The organism is Streptomyces litmocidini, assembly GCF_014649755.1.
In the GTDB taxonomy this organism is placed as follows: Bacteria; Actinomycetota; Actinomycetes; order Streptomycetales; family Streptomycetaceae; genus Streptomyces; species Streptomyces litmocidini.
The window spans coordinates 330994-355331 of sequence record NZ_BMTQ01000008.1 but is presented as its reverse complement, the minus strand read 5'-3'; the positions used below and the strand labels follow the sequence as shown (position 1 = coordinate 355331).

The 24338-nt window shown below is 74.2% G+C and carries 23 protein-coding genes and 3 pseudogenes; 16 read left to right on the top strand and 10 right to left on the bottom strand.

Annotation, left to right across the window (positions count from 1 at the left end):
* Positions 1-195: pseudogene (locus IE180_RS37545) on the bottom strand (hypothetical protein); the annotation flags it as partial.
* Positions 196-601: 406 nt separating this feature from the next.
* Between IE180_RS37545 and IE180_RS20085 the strand changes: the two are divergent.
* The 5 genes from IE180_RS20085 (at position 602) to IE180_RS20065 (ending at position 6155) form a co-directional block, all read left to right on the top strand.
* The gene (locus IE180_RS20085; protein ID WP_190158265.1) at positions 602-1009 is read left to right on the top strand and encodes a YciI family protein; all 408 of its coding nucleotides are present in this window, start codon (positions 602-604) and stop codon (positions 1007-1009) included.
* An 8-nt stretch (positions 1010-1017) separates the two neighbouring features.
* Positions 1018-2214: an RNA polymerase sigma factor gene (locus tag IE180_RS20080; RefSeq protein ID WP_190158293.1), complete on the top strand. Its 1197-nt coding sequence runs from the start codon at positions 1018-1020 to the stop codon at positions 2212-2214.
* Between the two features lie 335 nt (positions 2215-2549).
* Positions 2550-3749, top strand: a complete 1200-nt coding sequence (locus IE180_RS20075) for a S8 family peptidase (protein WP_190158264.1) — start codon at positions 2550-2552, stop codon at positions 3747-3749.
* A gap of 157 nt (positions 3750-3906) precedes the next feature.
* Positions 3907-5553 carry a serine/threonine-protein kinase gene (locus tag IE180_RS20070; protein WP_190158263.1) on the top strand — a complete coding sequence of 549 codons (1647 nt, stop codon included), beginning with the start codon at positions 3907-3909 and terminating at the stop codon, positions 5551-5553.
* Positions 5550-6155: a hypothetical protein gene (locus IE180_RS20065; RefSeq protein ID WP_190158262.1), complete on the top strand. Its 606-nt coding sequence runs from the start codon at positions 5550-5552 to the stop codon at positions 6153-6155. Before IE180_RS20070 ends, IE180_RS20065 begins: the two co-directional genes overlap by 4 nt.
* Before the next feature lie 16 nt (positions 6156-6171).
* Here IE180_RS20065 and IE180_RS20060 read toward each other — a convergent pair whose 3' ends face one another.
* Both IE180_RS20060 and IE180_RS20055 read right to left on the bottom strand, forming a co-directional pair.
* Complete coding sequence (locus IE180_RS20060) at positions 6172-6843, bottom strand: response regulator transcription factor (protein ID WP_190158261.1); 672 nt, start codon at positions 6841-6843, stop codon at positions 6172-6174.
* Complete coding sequence (locus tag IE180_RS20055; protein ID WP_190158260.1) at positions 6840-8018, bottom strand: sensor histidine kinase; 1179 nt, start codon at positions 8016-8018, stop codon at positions 6840-6842. Before IE180_RS20055 ends, IE180_RS20060 begins: the two co-directional genes overlap by 4 nt.
* Positions 8019-8136: 118 nt before the next feature.
* On the opposite strand from IE180_RS20055, the gene IE180_RS20050 reads away from it, so the two are divergent.
* Together IE180_RS20050 and IE180_RS20045 are read left to right on the top strand one after the other, a co-directional pair.
* Complete coding sequence (locus tag IE180_RS20050; RefSeq protein WP_190158259.1) at positions 8137-9666, top strand: DUF1349 domain-containing protein; 1530 nt, start codon at positions 8137-8139, stop codon at positions 9664-9666.
* A 140-nt stretch (positions 9667-9806) separates the two neighbouring features.
* Positions 9807-10007, top strand: a pseudogene (locus tag IE180_RS20045) (TROVE domain-containing protein); the annotation flags it as partial.
* Between the two features lie 376 nt (positions 10008-10383).
* Here IE180_RS20045 and IE180_RS20040 read toward each other — a convergent pair.
* Entirely contained in the window at positions 10384-11958 is a 1575-nt protein-coding gene (locus tag IE180_RS20040; RefSeq protein WP_190158258.1) for a serine hydrolase, read from the bottom strand.
* Between the two features lie 258 nt (positions 11959-12216).
* Between IE180_RS20040 and IE180_RS20035 the strand changes: the two genes are divergently transcribed.
* Both IE180_RS20035 and IE180_RS20030 read left to right on the top strand, forming a co-directional pair.
* Complete coding sequence (locus tag IE180_RS20035; RefSeq protein WP_190158257.1) at positions 12217-13014, top strand: thymidylate synthase; 798 nt, start codon at positions 12217-12219, stop codon at positions 13012-13014.
* A gap of 8 nt (positions 13015-13022) precedes the next feature.
* On the top strand, positions 13023-13529 hold the full coding sequence (locus IE180_RS20030; RefSeq protein WP_308434424.1) for a dihydrofolate reductase: 507 nt from the start codon (positions 13023-13025) through the stop codon (positions 13527-13529).
* Positions 13530-13546: 17 nt separating this feature from the next.
* Here the strand turns inward: IE180_RS20030 and IE180_RS20025 are convergent, their stop codons facing one another.
* The 5 genes from IE180_RS20025 to IE180_RS20005 all read right to left on the bottom strand — a co-directional run bounded on the left by IE180_RS20025 (position 13547) and on the right by IE180_RS20005 (position 17284).
* Positions 13547-14551, bottom strand: a complete 1005-nt coding sequence (locus tag IE180_RS20025) for a HEAT repeat domain-containing protein (protein WP_190158255.1) — start codon at positions 14549-14551, stop codon at positions 13547-13549.
* Positions 14552-14687: 136 nt separating this feature from the next.
* Positions 14688-15356, bottom strand: a complete 669-nt coding sequence (locus IE180_RS20020) for a HEAT repeat domain-containing protein (RefSeq protein WP_190158254.1) — start codon at positions 15354-15356, stop codon at positions 14688-14690.
* Positions 15357-15452: 96 nt separating this feature from the next.
* Positions 15453-15980: an NUDIX hydrolase family protein gene (locus IE180_RS20015; RefSeq protein ID WP_190158292.1), complete on the bottom strand. Its 528-nt coding sequence runs from the start codon at positions 15978-15980 to the stop codon at positions 15453-15455.
* A 100-nt stretch (positions 15981-16080) separates the two neighbouring features.
* Positions 16081-16464, bottom strand: a complete 384-nt coding sequence (locus IE180_RS20010; protein ID WP_190158253.1) for a VOC family protein — start codon at positions 16462-16464, stop codon at positions 16081-16083.
* A 67-nt stretch (positions 16465-16531) separates the two neighbouring features.
* Positions 16532-17284, bottom strand: a complete 753-nt coding sequence (locus tag IE180_RS20005; RefSeq protein ID WP_190158252.1) for a GntR family transcriptional regulator — start codon at positions 17282-17284, stop codon at positions 16532-16534.
* Positions 17285-17576: 292 nt separating this feature from the next.
* On the opposite strand from IE180_RS20005, the gene IE180_RS20000 reads away from it, so the two are divergent.
* From IE180_RS20000 to IE180_RS37540, 6 genes and pseudogenes are all read left to right on the top strand, one after another.
* Positions 17577-18689: an ABC transporter substrate-binding protein gene (locus tag IE180_RS20000; RefSeq protein ID WP_190158291.1), complete on the top strand. Its 1113-nt coding sequence runs from the start codon at positions 17577-17579 to the stop codon at positions 18687-18689.
* Positions 18689-19582 (top strand): ABC transporter permease, encoded by an 894-nt coding sequence (locus IE180_RS19995; protein WP_190158251.1) that lies wholly within the window; start codon positions 18689-18691, stop codon positions 19580-19582. The genes IE180_RS20000 and IE180_RS19995 overlap by 1 nt, the downstream gene beginning before the upstream one ends.
* On the top strand, positions 19570-20484 hold the full coding sequence (locus IE180_RS19990) for an ABC transporter permease (protein ID WP_190158250.1): 915 nt from the start codon (positions 19570-19572) through the stop codon (positions 20482-20484). The genes IE180_RS19995 and IE180_RS19990 overlap by 13 nt, the downstream gene beginning before the upstream one ends.
* Before the next feature lie 3 nt (positions 20485-20487).
* Positions 20488-21573: an ABC transporter ATP-binding protein gene (locus IE180_RS19985; RefSeq protein WP_190158249.1), complete on the top strand. Its 1086-nt coding sequence runs from the start codon at positions 20488-20490 to the stop codon at positions 21571-21573.
* Positions 21574-21599: 26 nt separating this feature from the next.
* Complete coding sequence (locus IE180_RS19980) at positions 21600-22238, top strand: HAD family hydrolase (protein ID WP_190158290.1); 639 nt, start codon at positions 21600-21602, stop codon at positions 22236-22238.
* A gap of 19 nt (positions 22239-22257) precedes the next feature.
* Positions 22258-22626, top strand: a pseudogene (locus IE180_RS37540) (alpha/beta fold hydrolase); the annotation flags it as partial.
* A 131-nt stretch (positions 22627-22757) separates the two neighbouring features.
* Here IE180_RS37540 and IE180_RS19970 read toward each other — a convergent pair.
* Entirely contained in the window at positions 22758-23294 is a 537-nt protein-coding gene (locus IE180_RS19970) for a hypothetical protein (RefSeq protein WP_190158248.1), read from the bottom strand.
* Positions 23295-23485: 191 nt separating this feature from the next.
* On the opposite strand from IE180_RS19970, the gene IE180_RS19965 reads away from it, so the two are divergent.
* Positions 23486-24322, top strand: coding sequence for an SDR family oxidoreductase (locus tag IE180_RS19965; protein WP_190158247.1), 837 nt, complete (start codon positions 23486-23488; stop codon positions 24320-24322).
* The last annotated feature ends 16 nt before the right edge of the window (positions 24323-24338 follow it).

Here is a 24338-nt window from a genome sequence, read left to right as displayed (position 1 = left end):
TCGTCCCGTGCCGGCCCGGCCGGTCCGCGCTCCGCGGTCCTCGTCCTCGTCCCGTGCCGACCCGGCCGGTCCGTGGCCCTCGCCCCCGGATCCGCCCGGCCGATCCGCGGCGTACGCCCCGACGGCGTCGCGCCGGTACGCGGCGAGCCCCGGAGCGATCGCCTCGTACGCGGCGCACCACCGCTCGTCGTCCACGCGGGAGCGGCCGATGGCGCGGTGCTCCTCGGAGGAGCCGACCGGCTTCCCCGCCCGCCTCCCCCTCGACCTGCTGTCCGCCTGGCAGGGCCGGGGCCACGGACGCGCCCTCGTCCGGATCCTCCCGGAGGCCCTGCGCGGGTACGGGGCCCCGGCCGTGCAACCTCTGCGCGGCGCGGGCCGACACCCCTGCACGGGCGTTCTACGACCGCCTCGGCCTCCGGCCGCTCGCCGTGGACGCCCCCGGTCCCGTCCGGTACCCCGGCGGGCCCACGACCGCGCCCTGACGGGCCGCGCCCACGCCCCCGGAAAAAAAGTTCGGCAGGGATGTCGAGAACCCGCGCCCCGCTCCGTCCCCGGGGTGAGAGCGGCCAGAATGGGCCGCACGAGGACCGAGGAGAACACCATGGCCAAGTACCTGATGCTGAAGCACTACCGAGGCGCCCCGGCTCCGGCCAACAACGTCCCCATGGAGAAGTGGACGCCGGAGGAGATCTCGGACCACGTGCAGTTCATGCACGACTTCGCGGCCCGCCTGGAGGAGACCGGCGAGTTCGTCGACGCCCAGGGGCTCGCCCCCGAGGGGACGTGGGTCCGCTACGACGGCGAGGGGCGCCCGCCCGTCACCGACGGCCCCTTCGCCGAGACGAAGGACCTCATCGCCGGCTGGATGATCATCGACGTCGACAGCTACGAGCGTGCCCTGGAGCTCGCCGGAGAGCTCTCGGCCGCCCCCGGGGCCGGCGGGAAGCCGATCCACGAGTGGCTCGAACTGCGCCCGCTCATGGCCGCCCCGCCCACCATCACGGAGTGACCGCCACCATGGACGAGGTCCTGCTCCGCAGCCTCATCCCGGGCGTCCTCGCCGTCCTCGTCCGCCGCGGAGCCGACTTCGCGGCGGCCGAGGACGCCGTCCAGGACGCGCTGGTCGAGGCGGTCCGCGTCTGGCCGGCCGACCCTCCGCGCGACGCCAAGGGCTGGCTGGTCACCGTGGCCTGGCGCAAGTTCCTGGACGCCACCCGGGCCGACACCGCCCGGCGACGGCGCGAGGACCTCGTCGACGAGGAACCGGCGCCCGGCCCCGTCCCCGGGGTGGACGACACGCTGCGGCTCTACTTCCTCTGCGCCCATCCGTCCCTGACGCCGTCGTCCGCGGTCGCGCTCACCCTGCGCGCCGTCGGCGGGCTGACCACCCGCCAGATCGCCGAGGCCTACCTGGTGCCCGAGGCGACCATGGCGCAGCGCATCAGCCGGGCCAAGCGCACGGTCTCGGGCCCCGGTGCCCCCTCCGCGCGCACGGGGCCGGCACCCCGGGGAAGGTTCGACCGGCCGGGCGACGTCTCCACCGTGCTGCGCGTCCTCTACCTGGTCTTCAACGAGGGCTACTCCGGAGACCTCGACCTCGCGGCCGAGGCCATCCGGCTCACCCGGCAGCTCGCGACCGCGATCGACCACCCGGAGGTGGCGGGGCTCCTCGCCCTCATGCTGCTCCACCACGCCCGGCGCGCCGCCCGGACCGCGCCCGACGGCAGCCTGGTGCCGCTCGCCGAGCAGGACCGCGGCCGGTGGGACACCGGTGCGATCGCCGAGGGCGTCGGGATCCTGCAGTCGGCCCTCGCCCGCGACCGCCTCGGCGAGTTCCAGGCGCAGGCCGCCATCGCGGCGCTCCACGCCGACGCCCCCACGGCCGAGGAGACCGACTGGGTGCAGATCGTCGAGTGGTACGACGAACTCGCGCGCCTGACCGACAGCCCGGTCGTCCGGCTCAACCGCGCGGTCGCCGTCGGCGAGGCCGACGGACCGCGCGCCGGCCTGGCGGCCCTCGCGGAGCTGGACGACTCCCTGCCCCGGTACACGGCGGTGGCGGCGTACCTCCACGAACGCGCCGGGGACCTCACGACGGCGGCACGGCTGTACGCCGAGGCGGCGGGGAAGGCGACCGACCTCCTGGAGCGCGACCACCTGACCCGTCGGGCCGCGCGCCTCAACACCCGCCTCGACACGGACCGGCCCCGCTGACGGGGGCCCTCCTTCCCTCCCGGCCCCGTGGACGGGGCACCTGCTCCCCTCCCGGCCCCGCCGACGGGAGGTCTTCTCCCTTCCCGGCCCCGTGGACGGAGACCTTCTTCCCCTGCGGCCCCGCCCCGTCCGGTCCTCCGGCGAACGTGCCCATTTCACGGAGGAGTTCGCGGTGCGGCGTGTGCGACGTGGAGGCGATGCGGAGAGCCTATTCAGAAACCTTGTTGAACAACCCCGTACCCCCGGTTCGCACTTGATTTGCTCCTGCCAATCAGCACAGGGTTCTCTCGAACGTTTGACGCCCCACACGTCAACACGAGGAGAGAACCTCTTTCATGGCAACTCACCAGCGATCCAAGGGCTTTCGCCACGCGGCCATAGCCACGGGCGTGGCAGCCGCCGCCGTCACGGCGCTGCTCGCCGGCAACCTCGCCGGGGCGGCCACCCCGGCCGAGGGGACCGTGCACGGGCTCGGCGCCCCCGGCGCCGTCGACGGCAGCTTCGTCGTCATCCTCGACGCATCCGCGAACAAGGCGGAGCTCGCGAAGAAGTACGGCGGCACCCTCCAGCGCTCCTACGGCTCGAAGGTCAACGGCTTCTCGGCCTCGGGCCTGACCGTCCAGGAGGCCAAGCGGCTCGCCGCCGACCCCGCCGTCGACACGGTCGTGCAGAACAAGCGCTTCACCATCAAGGAGACGCAGGAGAAGCCCCCGTCCTGGGGCCTGGACCGGATCGACCAGGCCGAGACGGCCGGCGACGAGAAGTACGCCTACCCCGACGGCGGAGGGGAGGGCGTCACCGCGTACGTCATCGACACCGGCGTCCGGATCACCCACCAGGACTTCGGCGGCCGGGCCGCCCACGGCTTCGACGCCGTGGACAACGACGACACGGCCGACGACGGCAACGGCCACGGCACCCACGTCGCGGGCACCATCGCCGGCACCGCCCACGGCGTCGCCAAGAAGGCCAAGATCGTCGCCGTACGGGTGCTCGACGACAACGGGTCCGGCACCACCGAGCAGGTCGTCGCCGGCATCGACTGGGTGACGAAGAACCACTCCGGACCCTCCGTCGCCAACATGAGCCTCGGCGGCGGCGCCGACGAGGCCCTCGACGCGGCCGTCCAGCGCGCCATCGCCTCCGGCGTGACCTTCGCCGTCGCGGCCGGAAACGAGTCCTCCGACGCCGGCCAGGGCTCGCCGTCCCGGGTGCCCGAGGCGCTCACCGTGGCCTCCAGCACCAAGGACGACGAACAGTCGGACTTCTCCAACTTCGGTGCGGTGGTGGACCTGTACGCCCCCGGCTCCGACATCACGTCGGACTGGAACGACAGCGACACCGGGGTCAAGACCATCTCCGGCACGTCCATGGCGACGCCCCACGTGACGGGTGCCGCGGCGCTCTACCTGGCGGCCCACCCGACGGCGACGCCCGCCGACACGGCCGCCGCGCTGACCGGGGCGGCCACGTCGGACGCCATCAAGAACCCCTCCTCCGGCACGGCGAACAAGCTCCTGAAGGTGACGCCGTGATCGTGCGGTGAGAACCGCGAGGATGGCCCCCGCGCCGTGGGGGCCATCCTCTTCTTCCGTCCGCCCTTCTTCGGTTCGCCCCTTTCGCCGGGAACCGGCCGTGGCCAGAATCTGTCCCTGGGGAGGAAGGCCGCTGCGGCGCCGAAAGGGGACGGGGATGAGCGCATGGGTGGTCCCGGGATACACGGAGTCCCGAGAGCTGGGAGCGGGCGGCAGCGGACGCGTGGCGCTGGCCGTCCACGACGCGACCGGCATGCCGGTGGCGGTGAAGTACCTGAGCGAGCGGCTCCGTTCGGACGGGACGTTCGTCCGGGGCTTCCGCTCCGAGGCCCGGATCCTCGGCGCCCTCGACACCCCGCACGTCGTCGGGTTCTACGAGTACGTCGAGGCGCCCGGGGGAGCGGCCATCGTCATGGAGCTGGTGGACGGCGTCGCCCTGCGCGCCCTCCTCGCCCGGGAAGGCGCCACCGGCCCCGAGGCCGCCCTCGCGGTCCTCAAGGGCTCGCTCCTCGGACTCGCCGCCGCGCACCGGGCGGGCGTCGTCCACCGCGACTACAAGCCCGAGAACGTCCTCGTCGCCGCCGACGGCTCCTCCACACTCGTCGACTTCGGGATCGCGGCCGGACGGGACAGCAGGCCGGGGATCGCCGGGACGCCCGCCTACATGGCCCCCGAGCAGTGGAACGGCGCCCCCGCCTCGCCCGCGGCCGACGTCTACGCCGCGACCGCGACCTTCTTCGAGTGCCTGACCGGGCGCAAGCCCTTCGCGGGGGACAACTTCGCCGAACTCGCCCTCCAGCACCTGGAGGCGCCCGTACCCGACGGGCAGGCACCGGAACCCCTGCGCCCGCTCATCCGCCGCGGCCTCGCCAAGGCCCCGCACGAACGGCCGGAGAACGCGGACGCGTTCGTCGGCGAACTGGAGTCGGTCGCCACCGCCGCCTACGGACCGGACTGGGAGGAACGAGGACGGGGCCGGCTCGCGGCGCTCGCCGCCCTCCTTCCGCTGCTCTTCCCCTCCTCGGGCGGTACGGCCCAGGGCACGACGGCCCTCGCCACGACGACCCTGCCCGAACCGCCGCCGCGCCTCCGGCGACGTCTCCCCCACGGGCTGCCCGCGGCCGCGGCGGCCCTCGTCCTGGCGGTGCTCCTCGCCCTCGCCGCACGGGCCGGGGGAGAGGAGGCGACCGGGGAGGAGGCCGCCCGGGCCGTCGCGACGACGAACACGTCACCGAGCGCCCGCCCACCGGACCCGAGCACGACGCCGACGGCCCGGGAGCCCTCCCCGTCCTCGGAAACGCCCGAAACCCCCGCACCGACCGACACGACGACCGAACCGACCACGGCACCCCCGCCGACCACGACGGCACCGGTGGACCCACCCACCACGCCGCCCACGACACCGCCCACGACACCGCCCACGACCCCACCCACCACGCCGCCCACGACCCCACCGACCACCCCGCCGACGACGCCCCCGGTCTCCGTCACGGCCGTATCGGTCACGAGCCTGCGCCAGGTCGGGCCGACGGACGCGGAAGCCACCGTCGAGATCACGACGGACGGAACCGGACCGGTGACGCTCCTCGTCGAGTGGTTCACCGGCGACGAGAAGGGCACGCCCGGAACGCCGGACGGCTCGGAGACCGTCCGACGCGAAGGGGCCGGCCGGTACACCCTGACGCTCCCGCACGCGGTCCGGGGCCCCGGCTGCTACTGGGGAGTGCGCGCGACCACGGACCCCGCCGCCGCGAACGGCGGCTCCCTGCAGCAGGTCTTCATCCGGCGGTGTGTGATCACATGAACGACGACGACTACAGCGCCACCGAACTGGGCAGCCACTGGTTCGAGGGCCCGACACCGGCCCCGACGCCCGACCGCGTCGAGGGCGAAGTGCTGCGCTTCGGCCCGGGGGTGACCGCGGCCGCCGCCCGCCGCGCCGAGAACACCCCGACGGCGGCCCAGATCTGGCACGGCACCCTTCCCGGAGCCCCGCCGCCCCGCCGACCGCGCACGCGCCGGCTGCTCCGGTACGCGCCCGCGGCCGTGATCCTGCTCGTCGTCCTGGCCCTCCTCGCCCGGCGCGAGTACGGCCCCCGGGCCGAGGTCCGCTCCGTCGCGGTCACCGCCCCCGAAGGGACGCTCGGCTGTGACGGCACGGCGAACGTCCTGGGCGTCGTACGCACCGACGGCCGCCCGGGCACCCTCACGTACCACTGGGAACGCAGCGACGGCACCCGCTCGGACCCCCTGCGCGAGACCCTGCCCCGCGGCCGGAAGGAGGCCCGCCTCCACCTCCTGTGGACCTTCCGGGGCCGGGGCACCCACCACGCCGTGGCCCGCCTGGTGGTCACGTCCCCGTCCCCCCGCACGGCGGAGGCCACCTTCACGTACCGCTGCCGATGAACCGCACCGGCCGCGGTCAACCGCCCGGCGCGTCGGCGATGCGGTAGCCCACCCCGGTCGTCGTGGTGATGACCGGTGGGCCGCCCAGCTTCCGGCGCAACCGGCCGACGGTGACCGTCACGGTGTTGGTGAACGGGTCGGCGTTCTCGTCCCACACCTGCTCCAGGAGGTCCTCGGCGCTCAGGAACCCCGGACTGGCGCGCAGGAGCGCCTCCAGGACGGCGAACTCCTTCACGGACAGGGCGAGCGGACGGCCCTCCCGGACGGCGGTGCGGCGTACCGGGTCGAGTTCGAGACCGGCGGCGCGCAGCGTACGGGCCCGGGCAACCGGCCTGCGACGGGCGAGGGACCGGACGCGCAGGACCAGCTCGGGAAAGTGGAAGGGCTTGGCGAGGTAGTCGTCGGCCCCGAGGGCGAGACCGCTGACCCGGTCGTCGGGCTCCCCGGCCGCGGTCAGCATCAGCACCATCGGACGGTCGTCCCGCCCGGTGACCATCTGGCAGAGCGCGTCACCGTGGATGCCGGGCAGGTCCCGGTCGAGGAGCACCACGTCGTACGCGTTCACGTCCAGTTTGGCCGCGGCCGTCAGGCCGTCGTGCGCGAGGTCGACCGCCATCCCCTGGTCCCGCAGCCCCTCCGCGACGACCTCGGCGAGCGACCGCGCGTCCTCCACGACCAGGACCCTCACGCCGTCGCCCCCGCCCTCACCGCGACGCCCTCGGGGGCGGCCGACGGCAGCGTCACCGCGACGCGCAGGCCGCCCTCCGGACGGGCCCGCAGGACGAGGCGGCCGCCGTGCGCGGCGACGATCGCGGCCACGATCGAAAGTCCCAGGCCCGAACTCTCCTCCGAACCCGTACGGGCGGTGCCGAGGCGCTCGAACGGCCTTCCCAGCCGGTCGACTTCGCCCTGGTCCAGGACGTGCCCGCCGGTCTCGACGACCAGCCGGGACTCGGAGCCGTCGCCGTCGACGGCGACCCGGATCCAGCCGCCCTCCTCGTTGTGCGCGATCGCGTTGTCGACGAGGTTCTGCACCAGCCGGGACAGGAGCGCCGCGCTGCCCCGCGTCCGGACCGCCGTGCGGACCTCGAGACGGAGGTCCAGGTCCTTCGCGGCGACGCCGGGTCCCCGGGCGCCCAGTGCCTCCCGCGCCAGCTCGCCCAGCGACAGGAGCGTCCGGTCGGCGGAGGCGCCGTGCTCGGCACGGGCGAGGAGGAGGAAGCCGTCGAGCAGCTGGTCCACGCGGTCCAGTTCGGCCCGGAGGCGGTCGGCGAGCGCGAGGGTCTGCGCGGCGGGCTCCGGCTTGGCGACGGCCACGTCCAGCGACGCCCGCATCGTCGCCAGCGGCGTCCGCAGTTCGTGCGAGGCGTTGCCGACGAAGCGCCGCTGCGCGACGAACGACGCCTCAAGACGTTCGAGGAGGCCGTCGACCGTGTCGGCGAGCTCCTTCACCTCGTCGGCCGGGCCGGTCACCGCGAGCCTCTCGTGGAGGTTCTCCGCGGAGATCCGCCGCGTCGTCGCGGTGATGAGCCGCAGCGGACGCAGGACCCGGCCGGCCAGGAGGCGCCCGAGCAGGAGCGAGAGGCCCGCCATCACCACCAGGGCGACGAGCGAGGCGACGACCCACCGGTGCTCCTGCTGCCCGTGCACGTCCGCGAGCCGCGTCCGCAGGTCCCGGATCTCCTCCCGGGCGGCGGCGAGACCGGACGGATCGCCCGGGACGCCCGTGGACGGGGGCGTGGGCGCGGACAGCCGGACGCCGGACATCAGACGGGTCAGGGCGAGCAGCACGATCCCGGATCCGAGGAACCCCGAGGCGTACAAGACCGTGAAGCGCCGTACGACAGTTCCGCCCCGCAGCATGCCCGTGCTCCTCTTCCCGTCCGTCCCCGGCCGGACCCAGCATCCCCCGCCCCACCTAACAGCGGGGTGACAGGCGCCGTTCGGGCCACGTCATGCCGGCATCCGTAGAACCGTGGTCATGCCTTCGACCGACGACATCCTCCACGCGGTACGCCGGGAGTGGACCGCCTTCCGCCGCCCGGGCCGGCTGATCGCCATGGTGACCGCCGCCCTGGCCGTCATCACCCTCGGCCTGCTCCACTCCTTCGGCGACCGCGCGTCCTGCGACGGCCCGTGCCCCGCCGCCCCGACCGGCCCCGACGGCTCCCCCGTCCACGACCAGTTCTCCTTCCTGCACCGGGACCTGGGCCGCAACGGCGGCATCACGGTCCGGCTGACGTCCATGGCGGGCACGATCACGTACCCGCCGCCGCACCACGACCGGATCGTCCCGGGCCTCGTGCCCTGGGCGAAGGCCGGGATCATCATCAAGGACGGCGCCCGCCCGGGATCCCCGTACGCGGCGCTGATGGCCACCGGCGGCCACGGCGTGCGCATGCAGTACGACTACCGCCACGACATCGCGGGCAGCGCCGACGGGGTTTCGGCCGGCTCCCCCCGCTGGCTGCGGCTGACCCGCTCGGGCGACACCGTCACCGGCCACGAGTCCGCCGACGGCGAGCGGTGGACGAAGGTCGGCACGGCACGGCTGCCGGGCCTCCCCGAGACCGTGCGGGTCGGCCTGTTCGCCACCTCTCCCGGAGATCTGACCCTCCGGCCCGTCGGCCTCGGCGGAGCCACGGAACAGGTGCGCTGGACCCAGGCCGGCGGCGTCTTCGACCACGTCGGCCTCAAGGGCACGGACCCGGCCGGGAGCTGGCGGAGCGACACCGTCGGGGAGGCGAACCGGACCGACTGGGAGAAGCACCACCAGGCGTCCGGCGCGGTGGAGGAGAACGGCACGATCACCGTCACCGGGTCCGGCGACATCGGGCCGTCGGGCACCGAGGACGGCGCCCGGCCGGCCGAGCACACCCTCGGCGGCCTGGCCCTCGCGCTGCTCGTCGTGCTCGTGGTCGCGGTGCGGCTCGCCACCACCGCGTACCGTCGCGAAGCCACCGGGGGCGCGCCGGTCACCCGCGCGGAACTCGCGGCGAAGGCGATGGTCGTCGCCGCCGTCACGTTCGTCACCGGCCTCCTCGCCGTCGGCGTCGTGATGCCCGCCGGCACGGCGATCCTGAGGGCGAACGGCGTCCCCGTCGTCGGGGCGTCCGCCCTCACCGGGGTCCGCGTCGTCGTCGGCACGGCCGCCGCGCTCGCCCTCGCCGCCGTCCTCGCCCTCGCTCTCGGGGCCCTGTTGCGACGCGCCCGGGCCGCGATCCCCGTCGCCGTCCTGACGATCGTGCTCCCGTACGTGGTGACCTCCGTCCCGCTGCTCGCCGACGGCCCGGCACGGTGGCTGCTGCGCGTCACCCCGGCCGCCGGCTTCGCCACCCGGCAGACGCTCGTCGCGTATCCGCAGGTGGTCGCCCACTACGCGCCCTCCACCGGCTACTTCCCGCTTCCCTGGTGGGCCGGGATCGGCGTCCTGAGCGGGTACGCGGCGGTTCTCCTGGCCCTCGCCCTGCGCCGCCCGCCGGGGAGCGGCGCGCGGCGATCGGCGGCGTGACGGCAACCGCCGGTGCGCGGGCCGACGTGCGGCGTGCGTCGGCCCGCGACCGCGCCTCCGGCGCGCTCGGCCGCGGCTGCTTCCTTCGCGTCCACGTGATGCCGCCGCCTTTCCGGATCCCGGTGGGCGCGGGAGCTTCGTACGACACCGCCGCCCACGGCTTCCGCTTCGGCGACGTGCTCGACCTGGTGCACGCCTCCCCGGATCCGGCCGAACCGTGGCAGGGCGCGCTGTTCCGGTACGCCCTGGACCGACGCCACCACCCGGAGCGTGGGGTTCCGCCACTCTCCGGCCCCCTGCTGACGGCACGTCGGACGCTGCTGGAGACGGCGGCGGGCCGTGGACCGGGCCGGACGGTCCCGCGCGGCCGGCCGCGGCCCGCATGACCTGCAGCGCACGGTCGCGGAACAGCCGCATCGGCAGCAGCGGCGGGGCGACCCGTGCCCCGTACCGGCCGAAGAGCGGCAGGACCGCCACGCCGGCGACCATCGCGCCCGTGGCGCAGCAGCGCGAGCCGTGCCCCGGACGGCTCGGCGGGCTCGGGACGGGTGTCGTCCGGGTCCCCCCGCCGCTCGACGGCCCGGACCGGCGCGGGGAGGCGGGCCACGAGCCCGGAGGCCACGCGGCGGAGGTCCTCGTCGGACGCGCTGTGGTTCACGGACACGCCCGCACCTCAGGCAGGGGAAGACGGGTGCGTCAACGTACTCCTTGCGCGCTTCACGAACCGCCGGTCCGCGTGAACCTGCCCAGGCCCTCGTGGTTCAGGTACTCGACGGTGAAGGACTTCCCGTCCGGGGTGAAGGTGACTCCGGTGGGGCCCACGGCGTTCTCGCCGGCCGTCGGGAAGCTGAAGGTGTCGCCGTCGTAGTGCGTGAGCCGGTACGACTGGGGCTTCGGCCCCAGTTGGAGCGTCAGGGTGCCGTCCGCGGCGGCGACGACCTTCGCACGCCCGTAGTACGGGTTCCCGAACGTGCCCGCGTACGTGTCGGCGGCCTTCGCGGGCGCCGCGCCGGACGGCGGGTGGGCGTAGTCGGTCTTCGACCGGAGCGCGTCCGTCTGCTGCTGGTACACCGCGTCCACGAGGGGAATCCAGTCGCGGCTGACCTTGCCGGTCTGCGCGATGTCGAAGAAGTCGAGGGCGACGGCGTCGGCGACGCCGACCGGTGAGGCGTTGGTGAGGACGACGATGCCGAGCTGCTCGCCGGGCAGCATCGTCACGTTGGTGTGCGCGCCCAGTTCGAACCCTCCCGTGTGCGAGAGCCTGAGCCGGCCCTCGTCGTCGTAACTCACGTTCCAGCCCAGGCCGTAGAAACCGGTCCGGCCGGCCGGGGCGTGCGGGGGGCTCGCGACCGACTCGGGCCAGTGGGTGCGCTCCAGTGCGTCGGCGGCGATGATCTGCTTGCCGTCGAGCTTGCCGTTGCCCAGTTGGAGCTTCAGCCACGTGGTCATGTCATGGGCACTGGAGCTGACCCCGCCGGCGGGGGACTGGGCGTCCGGGTTCCGTACGAACTCGGCCTTCCAGGCGCCGTCGACCTTGGCGTGCCCCCAGGCCCGGTCGGTGGCCTTCGCGAAGTCGGCGAAGCGGGAACTGGTGGAGTTCATGCCGGCCGGCTTGTAGAGCGTGTCGGCGGAGAGCTTCTCCCAGGACACGCCCTTCCGCTCGGCGACCGCCTGAGCGGCGGCCGTGAGGCCGAAGTTGGTGTACGCGTAGCTCGCGCGGAAGGGGGTGAGGGGCTCGTACCGCAGATGGGACAGGATGTACGCGCGGTCGTAGCCGAGGTCCTCGAGCAGGTCGCCCGCGTGGTCGGGGAGACCGCTGCGGTGCGCGAACAGGTCGGCGGACGTCACGTGGGAAGTGACCCACGGGTCCCTGAGCTTGAAGTCCGGCAGGTTCGGGGCGACCGGCTCGGCCCAGCCGTCGACTCCCAGGGCCCCGGCCATGACGGTGGAGGCGACCGGCTTCGACACGGAGGCCAGTTGGAACACGGTGTCGGCGTCGACGGCGGAGCTCTCCCCGACCTTCCGCACGCCGTACCCCTTCAGATGGATCACCTTGCCGTCGTGGACGACGCCGACGGCGACCCCCGGCACGCCGGTGCGTTTCATGGCGTCCTCGACGACTCCGTCGAGCCGGTCGACGGCGCGCTTCACGTCGGCGTCGTCGAGCCGGGGCGGGGGCTGGGCAGGAGGCGGCGAGGGGGGCGGAGTGGGAGACGGCGTGGGGCCGGGCGCCGCAGCCCCGACAAGCGCCGCCGCCAGTCCTGCCGCGGCAAGCCATCTAACGGTGCTCATGTCTTCATTCAAAGACCTCCGTGAGCGTCTGTCGCGCGGTGCCGCCCTCGGTGCGACGGCCCGACGGCGCGCGGCCCGGATCCCGTGCCCGGACGGTCGATCATCGTTCGGAGGGGGCGTGCCGGACCAGCGGTGCCGTTCCCGGCGCCGGGGCGTGCCCCTGCCCCCTGCCGCGTCACCGCCGGGCCCCGCCGCACCGTGACCGTCGCCGTCGCCCGGGCGACCGCCCCTCCGCGACCGGCGGTAGACTCGGCGACCGTGGCGGATACCCAGTACGAAGACTTGTTGAAAATGGTGCTCACCTCGGGAACGGCCAAGGCCGACCGGACGGGCACAGGCACCCGGAGCGTCTTCGGACACCAGCTCCGCTACGACCTCTCGCAGGGCTTTCCGCTCGTCACCACCAAGAAGGTGCACCTCAAGTCCATCGTGTACGAGCTGCTGTGGTTCCTCCGCGGCGACTCCAACGTCGGCTGGCTGCGGGAGAACGGCGTCACCATCTGGGACGAGTGGGCCGACGACGAGGGCGAGCTCGGCCCCGTCTACGGCGTGCAGTGGCGCTCCTGGCCCACGCCGGACGGCCGGCACGTCGACCAGATCAGCCAGGTCCTCGACACCCTGCGCCGCGACCCGGACTCCCGCCGGATGATCGTGTCCGCCTGGAACGTCGCCGAACTGGACCGCATGGCGCTCGCCCCGTGCCACGCCTTCTTCCAGTTCTACGTCGCCGACGGCAGGCTCTCCTGCCAGCTGTACCAGCGCAGCGCGGACCTGTTCCTCGGCGTCCCGTTCAACATCGCCAGCTACGCCCTGCTCACCCACATGGTGGCGCAGCAGACCGGCCTGGAGCCGGGCGACTTCATCTGGACGGGCGGCGACTGCCACATCTACGACAACCACGTGGAGCAGGTGACCGAGCAGCTCGCCCGCACCCCGTACGACTTCCCCGAGCTGAAGCTGCACAAGGCCGACTCGCTGTTCGACTACGCCTACTCCGACGTGGAGGTGCTGCACTACCGGCACCACCCGGCGATCAAGGCCCCGGTCGCCGTATGAGCACGGGTGTGAACATCGGGCTCATCTGGGCGCAGACCACCGACGGCGTGATCGGCGCGGACAACGCGATCCCGTGGCGCCTCCCCGAGGACATGGCGCACTTCAAGGCGACCACCCTCGGCCGCCCCGTGATCATGGGCCGCAAGACCTGGGACTCGCTGCCCGCGCGCTTCCGCCCCCTGGTCGGCCGCCGCAACATCGTGGTGACCCGCGACGAGCGGTGGACGGCCGAGGGCGCGGAGCGCGCCGGGTCCGTCGAGACGGCGCTGGAGCTGGCGGCCGGGCCGCCGGAGCCGGCCGGCGGGGCGCTCGCCTGGGTGATGGGCGGTGGCGAGATCTACCGTGCCACCCTGCCCCACGCCAGGACGCTCTCGGTGACGGAGGTCGACACCACGGTCGCCGGCGACACCTACGCCCCCTCCCTCGATCCCGACTGGCGGCTCTCGGAGGACTCCGGCTGGCGGGACTCCACGACGGGCCTGCGCTACCGCATCCGCCGCTACGACCGCCCGTGACCGCCCGGACGGACCCGTCAGAGCGCCCCGCGCCTCCCGAGGACGTACGCGGCGGTCAGCGCGACGGCGCGGTCCCCGTCGCGGGACAGGTCCGCGAGGGCGCGTGACGCCGCGGGCCCCGGGATGTCCGCGAGGGCCTGGGCCAGGCGTCGGCGCGCGGACGGTTCCGTGGTGCCGTGGGCGAGGCGGTCGACGAGCAGGCCGGTGATGCGGTCCGCGAGCGCGGGACGGCTCGCCAGCGCGCTCAGCGCGTCGGCCGCGTCGACGTCGTTCACCTCCCCGACGACCATGTCGATGAGCGTCGGGACCGCCTCGGGCGCGCCCCGGACCCCCAGCTCCAGGGCCGCGTGCCCACGGACCGGGAGGGCTGCGTCTCCGAGGGCCTCCCGCAGCAGTGCGGTCGCCCCGTCGCCCGGGATCTCCGCGACGGCCCGGACGGCACGGTCGCGCACCTCGGCCAGTGGTGACCCGAGGCCCCGCGCGAGCAGCGGCAGCGCGCTCTCGCCCGAGCGCGCCAGCGCCCAGCGGAGGGCTCCGGCCACGCTCGGGTCCGTCTCGCCCAGTGCCGCCTCGACGAGCGCCTCCACCGGCACCGGAGCCTCGTCGGCCGAGGACAGGGCGGCGCGCTGCCGCGTCTCCGGGCTCGGTGACGTCAGCGCCTGGAGGAGGGCGACGGTCCGCAGGACGTCGTGCCAGTCGGCGGGTTCCGCGGAGCCGATCCGGCGCAGCCGCGTGAGCAGCTCGGTCTCGGCCGCGATGCGTTCGCGCGTCTGCCGGACGAGGTCCTCGACGAGCTCCGAGGGCGCGAAGCCGGGGTCGTCGAGCGCGCGCCCGACCTCGCGGAGCGACAGCCCGAGGGACCGCAGGCTCTCGATGTGGAAGATGCGCCGGATGTCCTCGTCGGCGTACTCCCGGTAGCCGCCGCCGGTACGGTCCGTCGGCCGTACCAGGCCGAGCGATTCGTAGTGCCTGAGCATGCGGGCGCTGACCCCGGAGCGGCGGGCCACCTCGCCGATCAACACCGTCCGTCCCTCCTCCCGTCGGTCCGTCCGCCACTCCTCCGGCCGGTCCGTCCGTCGCTTCTTCCGGCCGGTCCGTCCGTCCACGACTCTTCCCGGCCGGTCCGTCCGTCACTTCTTCCGGCCGGTCCGTCCGTCGTCACTCTTCCCGCCCGGCCGCGCCGAGGGCCACGATCCGCTTCGCCTCCTCGATCGCGAAGTCGAAGCCGGCCTCCGGGTCGTGCGACAGCCTCTCCGTGGCGATCGCGTGCCGGCGCACAGGGGGGCGGGGATCCGACAGCGCGGTGCGCAGGACCGGCGTCATCGCCCCGCCGAGCGCGATCAGCGCCCGGCTGAGGCTCAACCACGTCTCACGTCCGCCCCGCCCGAGCTGGGTCGCCAGCACTTCGGCCAGTTCGGACTCCTCGCCTTCGGGCACGAGGACGACCGCCGTCCGCCAGGCGCTCCGGGCCACGTCGTCGTCGGCGTCGGTCAGGAGCTCCCGCGTGATCGCCGGCCAGGCCCGCCCGTCGCCGATCTTGGACAGGGTGTGCAGGGCCTGGCCGCGGGCCTGGGCCCGCTCCGAGCGGAGCGCGTCGAGGAGCCGGGGGAGCGTCAGCGCCGACGGGTGGCGGGTGAGCGCCCACGTGAGCATCTCGCGGACCTGGAAGTCCGGCTCGACCGCGCACCGCCCGACGAGCTCGTCGACGCACCGCGGGTCCGGTGCCGTGCCCACCGCCAGTGCGGCCCGCAGCCGGACCGAGGGGTTGTCGCTCCCGAGCCCCCGCAGAGCCCGCGTCGTCCTCGTGTCGTCGTTCGCCATGGTCATCGGGACCACCTCCTGGGCCGCAGTGAAGGCCTTGTCACCGTGTCAAGGTCAACTGCGGCCGGGCGGCCGGGCGGGCGGCTCCGCGGGGAAGGGAGTTCAGTACGTGTGTCCGACGTGTGCGAGGGCCTGCCTCAGGAGCGTCCCCTGACCGCCGGGCATCTCGTTCTGCACGGCCGCGGAGGCGGCTTCCTGGGGGCTGAACCAGACCAGGTCGAGGGCGTCCTGCCGGGGGCGGCAGTCGCCGGCCACCGGGACGATGTAGGCGAGGGAGACGGCGTGCTGGCGCGGGTCGTGGTAGGGCGTGACGCCGGCCGTGGGGAAGTACTCCGCGACCGTGAAGGGCTGCAAGGAGGCCGGGACGCGGGGCAGGGCCACGGGTCCGAGGTCCTTCTCCAGGTGGCGCAGCAGTGCGTCCCGGACCCGCTCGTGGTGCATGACGCGGCCGGACACCAGGGTGCGGCTGATCGTTCCCTCCGCGCCGATCCGCAGGAGCAGACCGATGCTGGTGACCTCACCGCTGTCGTCCACGCGGACGGGGACGGCCTCGACGTAGAGGATCGGCATCCGGGCCCTGGCGGTGTCCAGTTCGTCGGTGGTCAGCCAGCCGGGCGTGGTCTCAGTCATGTCAGACATCGCTTGATCATACTTTCCGGGCTGTGTTTCGGCCCAGGCCGCGTGTCCGCCGGCCGGGTGGGAGTTCGGAGCCGCCGCGAGGGGGAGACGCTCAGAGGGGCTGGATCCGGGTCCGCAGGAGACAGAACTCGTTGCCCTCCGGGTCGGCCAGCACGTGCCAGCTCACGCCGTCGCCCTGGCCGACGTCGGCGGGCCGGGCGCCGAGGGCGAGCAGCCGCTCCCACTCCGCGTCCTGGTCGCGGTCGGTGGGGTTGACGTCGATGTGCAGGGGGAGCTTCCCCCTCCGGGGGTCGCTGCTGGGGCTGAGGAGGAGCGTCGGTCGAGGATCGCCCAGGACGGCGCCGGGCGGCCCGATCTGGATGCTCCCGTCGTCCTCCCGGCCGATCTCGACATATCCGAGGACCTCGCTCCAGAACGCGGCGAGCCGCTCGGGGTCGGCGCAGTCGAGGATCAGTTCGGTGATGCGGCATGCCATGCCCGCCAGTGTACGTGCGAAGGGGTGAGCGGGCGTCAGATTCCCTGTCGAAGAACGTGGTTGGAGATCACGTCAGCAGGGAACCCGGATCCCGGACCAGCGGGGCCGTGCCCACCGAGTTGCTCACGTTGAAGGTGACGCTTCCCGCGCGGTAGCGGTCCTCCGTCCATTCGATGGGGCGGCCGTCCTGGTTGCTCGTCAGATGGCGCTGGCGCAGGAGCGGGCTGCCCCGGCGGACGCGGAGCAGACGGGCGTCGTCGCTCCCGGCGGGGACGGCGTCGATGAGGTGCTCGCCGTAGTGCGCGACGATGCCCGCGTCCTCGGCCATGCTGTCCATGATCGAGGCGCAGTCGACGGGCAGGGACTCGACGGTGGGCGCGACCCACTCCGCGTACGCCGTGCGCTCCAGCATCACCGGTTCGTCGTCCAGGCAGCGCAGGCGCAGGACGTCCAGGACCGTCGCTCCCTGCGGCAGGGCGAGCCGGCGCGCCTCCTCGGACGTGGCCCGGCGGCGCTCGCGGTGGAGGAAGCGGCTCGCCGACCGGTAGCCCATGGCCCGTGCCCACTGGGCGAAGCTGTGGAGCTCGGCGAAGCTGTGCCGGCGTTCCCTGCGGAGCACGATGCGGCGGGCTCCCTGGCGGGAGCCGATGATCCCTTCCGAGGTGAGCAGGGCGACGGCCTGGCGCACCGTGCCGCGCGACGCGGACCAGCGGGCGGCGAGGTCGCTCTCGGACGGCAGGCGGGCCCCGACGGGATGTTCGCCACTGAGGATCGAGCGGCGGAGTTCCTCCGCGATCTCCACGTAGAGCGCCGTCACCATGCCCCCATCTCGCGTTCGGCTGCGCACACCACGTCACGGTGTGCGCCGTCCCCCGTCCACCCTAACCCGACGATCCGACGTCCGGCGCCCCGCTCGGCCCGCCTCAAGTCCAGGCACGTCGCCCGTGGTTCGCCACAACCGGCTCTTCCGGGAGGCGTCCGGATCCGGCCATGTGCCGTTCATTTTCCGGACAGGAGGCGCGGGCGAACTGGGGGCGGCTTGTTCAGACAAGTTCCTTCACTCGCTTCTGGGAGAACCCGTGCGCAGAACCCCCGTCCGCGGCGCCGCAGTCCTGCTCGGCGCCGTCGTCCTGACCACCGTCACCGCCTGCGGTGCCGCTCCCGAGGGCACGACCGGCGCCGAGGGCGCGAAGTCGGCCACCGCGAAGTCGGCCGAGGACTTCGGCGGCATGGACGCCCTCGTCGAGGCGGCGAAGCAGGAGGGCGCGCTGCACGTCATCGCCCTGCCGCCGGACTGGGCCAACTACGGCGAGCTGATCAAGACGTTCGAGACGAAGTACGGGATCGAGGTCGAGAGCGAGAACCCGGACGCCTCCAGCGCCGACGAGATCGCCGCCGTCAAGTCCCGCAAGGGCCAGAAGCGCGCGCCCGACGTCCTCGACCTCGGCATCGCGTTCGCCCGCAGCGGCGCCGAAGAGGGTCTCTTCGCCCCGTACGAGGTCGAGGCCTGGGACAAGATCCCCGCCGCCCAGAAGGACGCGGACGGCCGCTGGTACAACGACTACGGCGGCTACGTCTCCATCGGCTGCGACGCCAAGCGCATCCCGAACTGCCCGAAGACCTTCGCCGACCTCCTCAAGCCCGAGTACAAGGGCAAGGTCGCGCTCAACGGCAACCCGACCAAGTCCGGCTCCGCCTTCGGCGGCGTGTACGCGGCCGCCCTCGCCAACAAGGGCTCCTTCGCGGACATCCAGCCCGGCATCGACTTCTTCGGCACCCTGAAGAAGAGCGGCAACTTCATCCCCGTCGAGTCCACCCCGGCCACGGTCGAGAAGGGCGAGACGCCCATCAGCATCGACTGGGACTACCTCAACGCCGGCTACGCCGACCAGTTCGAGGGCAAGGGCGTCGACTGGCAGGTCGCCGTCCCGGCCGACGGCGTCTACGCGCAGTTCTACTCCCAGGCCGTCAGCAAGGACGCCCCGCACCCCGCCGCCGCCCGCCTCTGGATGGAGTTCCTCTACAGCACCGAGGGCCAGAACCTCTGGCTCAAGGGACACGCCCGGCCCGTCCTGCTGCCGGTCATGACCGCCGACGGCAGCGCCGACAAGACCCTCACGGCCGAGCTGCCCGAGGTCTCCGGCACCCCCGCCTTCCCGGCCGCCGCCGAACTCGACAGGGCCAAGGCCACCCTCGCCGAGAAGTGGGACAAGGCCCTCTCCTGATGTCCTCCGCCACCCCCACCACGGGAACCGCCGGCGGCACCGGCCGCCGGCGGCGCGGCCCGCGCACCTGGCTCGCCGCCCTCCCCCTGATCGCCTTCACGGCCCTCGCCTTCGGACTGCCCCTCGGCGCCCTCCTGTACGGCGCCGTGACCCGCACCGATCCCGCCACCGGTGCCACCGCCCTCACCGGCGAACACCTGGGCCGTTCCCTCCAGGGCCCCTACCTCGGCTCGCTCCTCGGCAGCCTGCGGCTCTCCGCGCTCACCGCCCTGATCGGCTCGGTCCTCGGCGTCCTCATCGCCCAGGCCGTCGTCACCTCCCGGTCCCGGATCCTGCGCGGCGCCGTCCTCACCGCCTCCGGGGTCCTCGCCAACTTCGGCGGCGTCCCCCTCGCGTTCGCGTTCATCGCGACCGTCGGCATCTCCGGAGTCGTCACCCGGCTCGCCGACCTGACCGACCTCGGCTGGAACCTGTACTCCTTCGGCGGCCTCGCCGTCGTCTACCTGTACTTCCTCATCCCCCTCATGGTCCTGGTGATCCTGCCCGCCCTCGACGGCCTGCGCCCCCAGTGGCGCGAGGCCGCGCGGAACGCGGGCGCCGGCGGATGGCAGTACTGGCGCCACGTCGGCCTCCCGGTCCTCGCGCCCTCGCTGCTCGGCGGGTTCGTGCTGCTCTTCGGCAGCGCCTTCGCCGCCCACGCCACCGCCGCGGCGCTCGTCGGCGGCTCCGTACCGCTCGTCACCCTCAAGATCGCGGACGCGCTCTCCGGCAACGTCCTGGTCGGCCAGGAGAACGTGGCGCTCGCCCTCGGCCTCGACATGATCCTGATCGCCGGCCTGGTCATGGCGGTCCACCTCCCCCTCCAGCGCAGGAGCGCCCGATGGCTGCGATGACCCCCACCGCCCCGGACGTCACCCCGGAGCCCGGGGCGCGGACGGCGGACCGGGCCACCGCTCCCGTACGGATCCGGCGCCGCCCCCGCCCGTGGCGCGGCCTCGTCCTCGGCCTCGGCGGCGCCTACTTCCTCGTCCCGCTCGTCGCCTCGTTCGTGTTCACCGTGCACACCCCGGGCCAGGGCGTCTCCTTCGAGGCGTACACCGCGCTGCTCTCCGCCGACGGCTTCACCGAGAGCCTGCTGCTCTCCCTCGGCCTCGCCGCCGCCACCGTCGCGCTCGCCCTGCTGCTCGCGGTGCCCGCCCTGGTGGCCGTCCGGCTCGGCGCACCGCGCCTGCGGCCGGTCGTCGAGGTGCTGTGCACGCTGCCGCTCGTGGTGCCGCCCATCGCACTCGTCACCGGGATCAGCACCGTACTGCGCTGGGGCCCCGACCACCTCTCGCGGACCCCGCTCTACCAGACGTTCCTCGCGGTCCAGAACGAGGACTTCCCCTTCGTCCTGGTCCTCGCCTACACCGTCATGGCCCTGCCGTTCGTGCACCGCTCCCTCGACGCGGGACTGCGCGCCGTCGACGTCCCCACGCTCGTCGAGGCCGCCCGCAACTGCGGGGCGTCCTGGCCGTACGTCATGCTCCGGGTGGTCCTGCCCAACCTGCGCTCCTCGCTCGCCGGCGCCGCGTTCCTCACCCTGGCGCTCGTCCTCGGCGAGTTCACCACCGCCTCCGTCCTCGGCTTCCGGCCGTTCGCCGTCTGGATCGTCTCCATCTCCGGCGCCCAGGCCCGCGTGTCGGTGGCCGTCTCCCTCCTGAGCCTCCTCATCACCTGGCTGCTGCTCCTCGTCCTGTCCCGGGCCGGGACGGCCCCGGCCGGCGCCCCCCGCACCTCCCGCAAGGAGTCCTGACCCATGACCTCTGCCACAGCGGAACGGACGGAGTCCACCGCCGCCACCGGGGCCCGCGTCGAATTCCGCGGCCTGCGCCGCGCGTTCGGCACCACCGTCGCCCTCGACGGCCTCGACCTGACCGTCGAACCGGGCGAACTCCTCGCGCTCCTCGGCCCCTCGGGCTGCGGCAAGACCACCGCGCTGCGGGTCCTCGCCGGCTTCGAGCGCCCCGACTCCGGCGAGGTCCTCGTGGACGGGACGGACATCACCCACGTCCCGGCCAACCGCCGCGACGCCGGCATGGTCTTCCAGTCGTACAGCCTCTTCCCCAACCTCACCGCCCGCGACAACGTCGCCTTCGGCCTCCGCGTCCGCAAGGCCGGGACGGCCGAGCGCCACGCCCGCGCCGCCGAACTCCTCGACCTGGTCGGCCTGCCCGAGCACGGCGACCGCTACCCGCACCAGATGTCCGGCGGCCAGCAGCAGCGCGTCGCCCTGGCCCGGGCCCTCGCCCTGCGCCCCCGCGTCCTGCTCCTGGACGAACCCCTCTCCGCCCTCGACGCCAAGGTCCGGCTCAGCCTGCGCGAGGAGATCCGGCGGCTCCAGATCTCCCTCGGCATCACCACCGTGTTCGTCACCCACGACCAGGAGGAGGCGCTGTCCATGGCGGACCGCGTCGCCGTCCTCAACGCCGGGAAGCTGGAGCAGTGCGCGGCCCCGGCCGAGCTCTACCGCCGGCCGGCGACCGCCTTCGTCGCCGAGTTCGTCGGCACCATGAACCGCCTGCCGGGCCGCCTCACCGACGCCGGACTCGTGGAGGCGGCGGGCAGCCGGCTCCCCGTCGACGGCGACGCCCCCGGCACCCGCGACGTCGAGGTGCTCGTCCGCCCCGAGAACGTCACCGTGACCGCCGACCCCGACGGCGAGGCCGTGGTCGTCTCCACCTCCTTCTTCGGATCCGTCACCCGCGTCCACCTCGACCACCGCGGCACGACGGTCAAGGCCGACCTGCCGTCGCGCGACGCGGGCGGACTGACCCCGGGGATCCGCGCCACCGTCGGCCTCGCCCCGCACCCCGCGCTCGTCGTCCCGAAGGCGGAGCGGTGACCGCGCTCGCCGCCGTCCTCTTCGACATGGACGGCACCCTCGTCGACACCGAGGTCCTCTGGTGGGAGGCCACGGAGGAGGTCGCCGCCCGGCTCGGACACCGGCTCACGCGGGCCGACGCACCCGAAGTCGTCGGGCGCGCCGTCGAGGACACCGCCGCCCACCTCGTGCGGGCCACCGGCACCCGCGACCCGGACGGCGTCGCGACGGCGCTGACCACCGCCTTCCAGCGGCGCGTCGACGAGGGCGCGCCGATGCGCCCGGGAGCGGACCGCCTCCTGGCCGAACTGGAGCGGGCGGGAATGCCGTTCGCGCTCGTCAGCGCCTCGCCCCGGTCGGTGGTCGACTCGGTCGTCGGCGGCGCCCTCGCGCACGTCCCCTTCGCCCTCACGCTCTCCGCCGACGACACCGCACGCACCAAGCCGCACCCCGACCCCTACCGGACGGCCGCCCGGCGGCTCGGCGTCCCGGCGGCGGCGTGCGTGGCCGTCGAGGACTCGCCGGACGGAGCGGCCTCGGCCGTCGCCGCCGGCTGCGCCGTCCTGGTCGTCCCCTCCCTCCTGCCGGTGCCGGCGGGCCCCGGCAGGACCTTCGCGGACAGCCTGGAGGACGTCTCCCTCGACGGCCTGCGCCGCCACGTCCACGACGGGGGCCCCGGCCTCTGACGCGGAAGCGGCCGGGAGCGTGCGGCGGGCCCGTCCCGGGACCGGAGGGGCCCGGGCCGGGCCCGCGCCTCCGTACGCGGAGGCCGGACGCCCCGGAGGCACACCGCTCGTCCCGGTGCACGGCTACCCGGACTCCTGGTGGACGTCCGAACCGCTGCCGCGCCGCCTGCCTCCGGGCCTGCACGCGTACGCCCCCACCCGGCGCGGCCACGGCGACGCCGACAAGCCGCCCGGCGGCCACCCGCCGGAGGACTTCGCCGAGGACCCGGTCGCGTTCCTGCACGGCGTGGGCATCGAGCGAGCGGTGCCGGTCGGCGGGGCGAGCGACGGGATGCAGGCCCGTATCGTCGCGGGCCGCCGGCCGGACCGCGTGGCGGGCCTCGTCCTGCTCGGCGTCCCGGCCGTCCTCGCCGACGAGCCGCGGGTCCTCCCGTTCCGGGAGGAGGCCGGGGAGGTGCGGGATCCCGTGGACCGCGCTCGCGGCGGACTTCCTGGCCGACCGGACGTGAGGCCCGGAGGTCAGTCCCGCTCCGCGCCGGACAGGGCGTCGGTGATCAGCCGGGTGGCGAAGTCGCGGTCCTCGGTGATCCGGTTGATGATCTCCGCCAGGAGGAAGGCGGTGGCCTCCAGGGCGTTCATCTCCTCCAGGGTCCAGTCCCCGTACTGCGCGCGCCACAGGCTCGGGCTGAGGCCGGTGCCCGCCGCGACGGCCAGACCGGCCATGGTGGGGACGGCCTCGGGCCGGATGTTCCTGGGCATCCTGAGCATCGTGGTCACGAGGTTGGGCACGACGTACTCGACCACGTCCTTGTCGTGCTCCTCGCAGGCCGCCCGCAGCCACTTCATGTACATGAAGATGATCGTGCACACGCCGTCCAGGAGGTCCTGGGCACCCGTCGGCCCCAGGGAGGCGGTGAACTGCTCGTCCAGTCTCCGCCGTTCGGGATCGACCCCGGTCCTGCCGTCGTAGATGGCCTTGAGCCGGGAGTCGATCAGCATCACCGCCGCACCCACATCACCGGCGGGGGCGTACTGGGGGTCGCAGGACGACGGCACGGGATCCTCCTCGTGCGGCCGCGGTCGGGCGGCCGGCAAGTCCGTACGCTAGACCGCCGACCGGGCGGGGGTCCGGCGAATCCCGAGGGAGGCCCCGCAGGGGTGACACCGGACGGAACGGTGGGACCGGTGCCGGGGAACGCAGCGGACCCGTATCCGGGGCCCCGGTCGCCGACGTAGCGTGGGGCGGCATGACGGTACTGATTGTCGGCGGCAGCGGGTACCTCGGCGGCGAGCTCGCCCGCCAGGGGAGTGCGGCGGGCCGGGACACGGCCGCCACCTTCCACTCGCGCCCGGGCGGAACCCCGGGCGTGGCGTGGCACCGGCTGGACCTGCGCGATCCCGCCCGCCTGCGGGAGGTCCTGGACGCGGTGGATCCCCGCGTGGTGATCAACGCGAGCAGCGGCGGGGCCGACTGGGCGGTCACCGCCGAGGGCGGCGTGCTCCTGGCCCGGACCGCGGCGCGACGGGGCATCCGGCTGGTGCACGTCTCCACCGACGCCGTGTTCCCGGGCCGCCCCGAGCCCTACGACGAGACGTGCGTGCCGGAACCGGTCACCCCGTACGGGGCGGCGAAGGCGACGGCCGAGACCGCCGTGCGGCTGCTGTGCGCGGACGCGGTCGTCGCGCGGACCTCGCTGATCGTCGGCGACGGCCGTTCCGAACACGAACGCCTCACGCACGACCTGGTGGCCGGCACCCGTCGCGGGGTCCTGTTCACCGACGACGTCCGCTGCCCCGTCCACGTGCGCGACCTGGCCGCCGCGCTCTGGGAACTCGCCCGGTCCGACGGGACCGGAGTCTTCCACCTCGCCGGCCCGCAGGCCGTCACCCGCCACGAACTCGGCACGCTCATCGCGCGGCGGGACGGCCTCGACGCGACCCGGCTGGCGACCGGCCGCCACGCCGACACCGACCTGCCCGGCGGCCTCCACATCGTCCTCGACGGCCGCGCGACCCGGCGCCGCCTGACCACGCGCCTGCGGGGGGTCCGGGAGTTCCTCCGCCCCCGGGCCGACGCCGGGTGACGTCACGGCGGCGCCG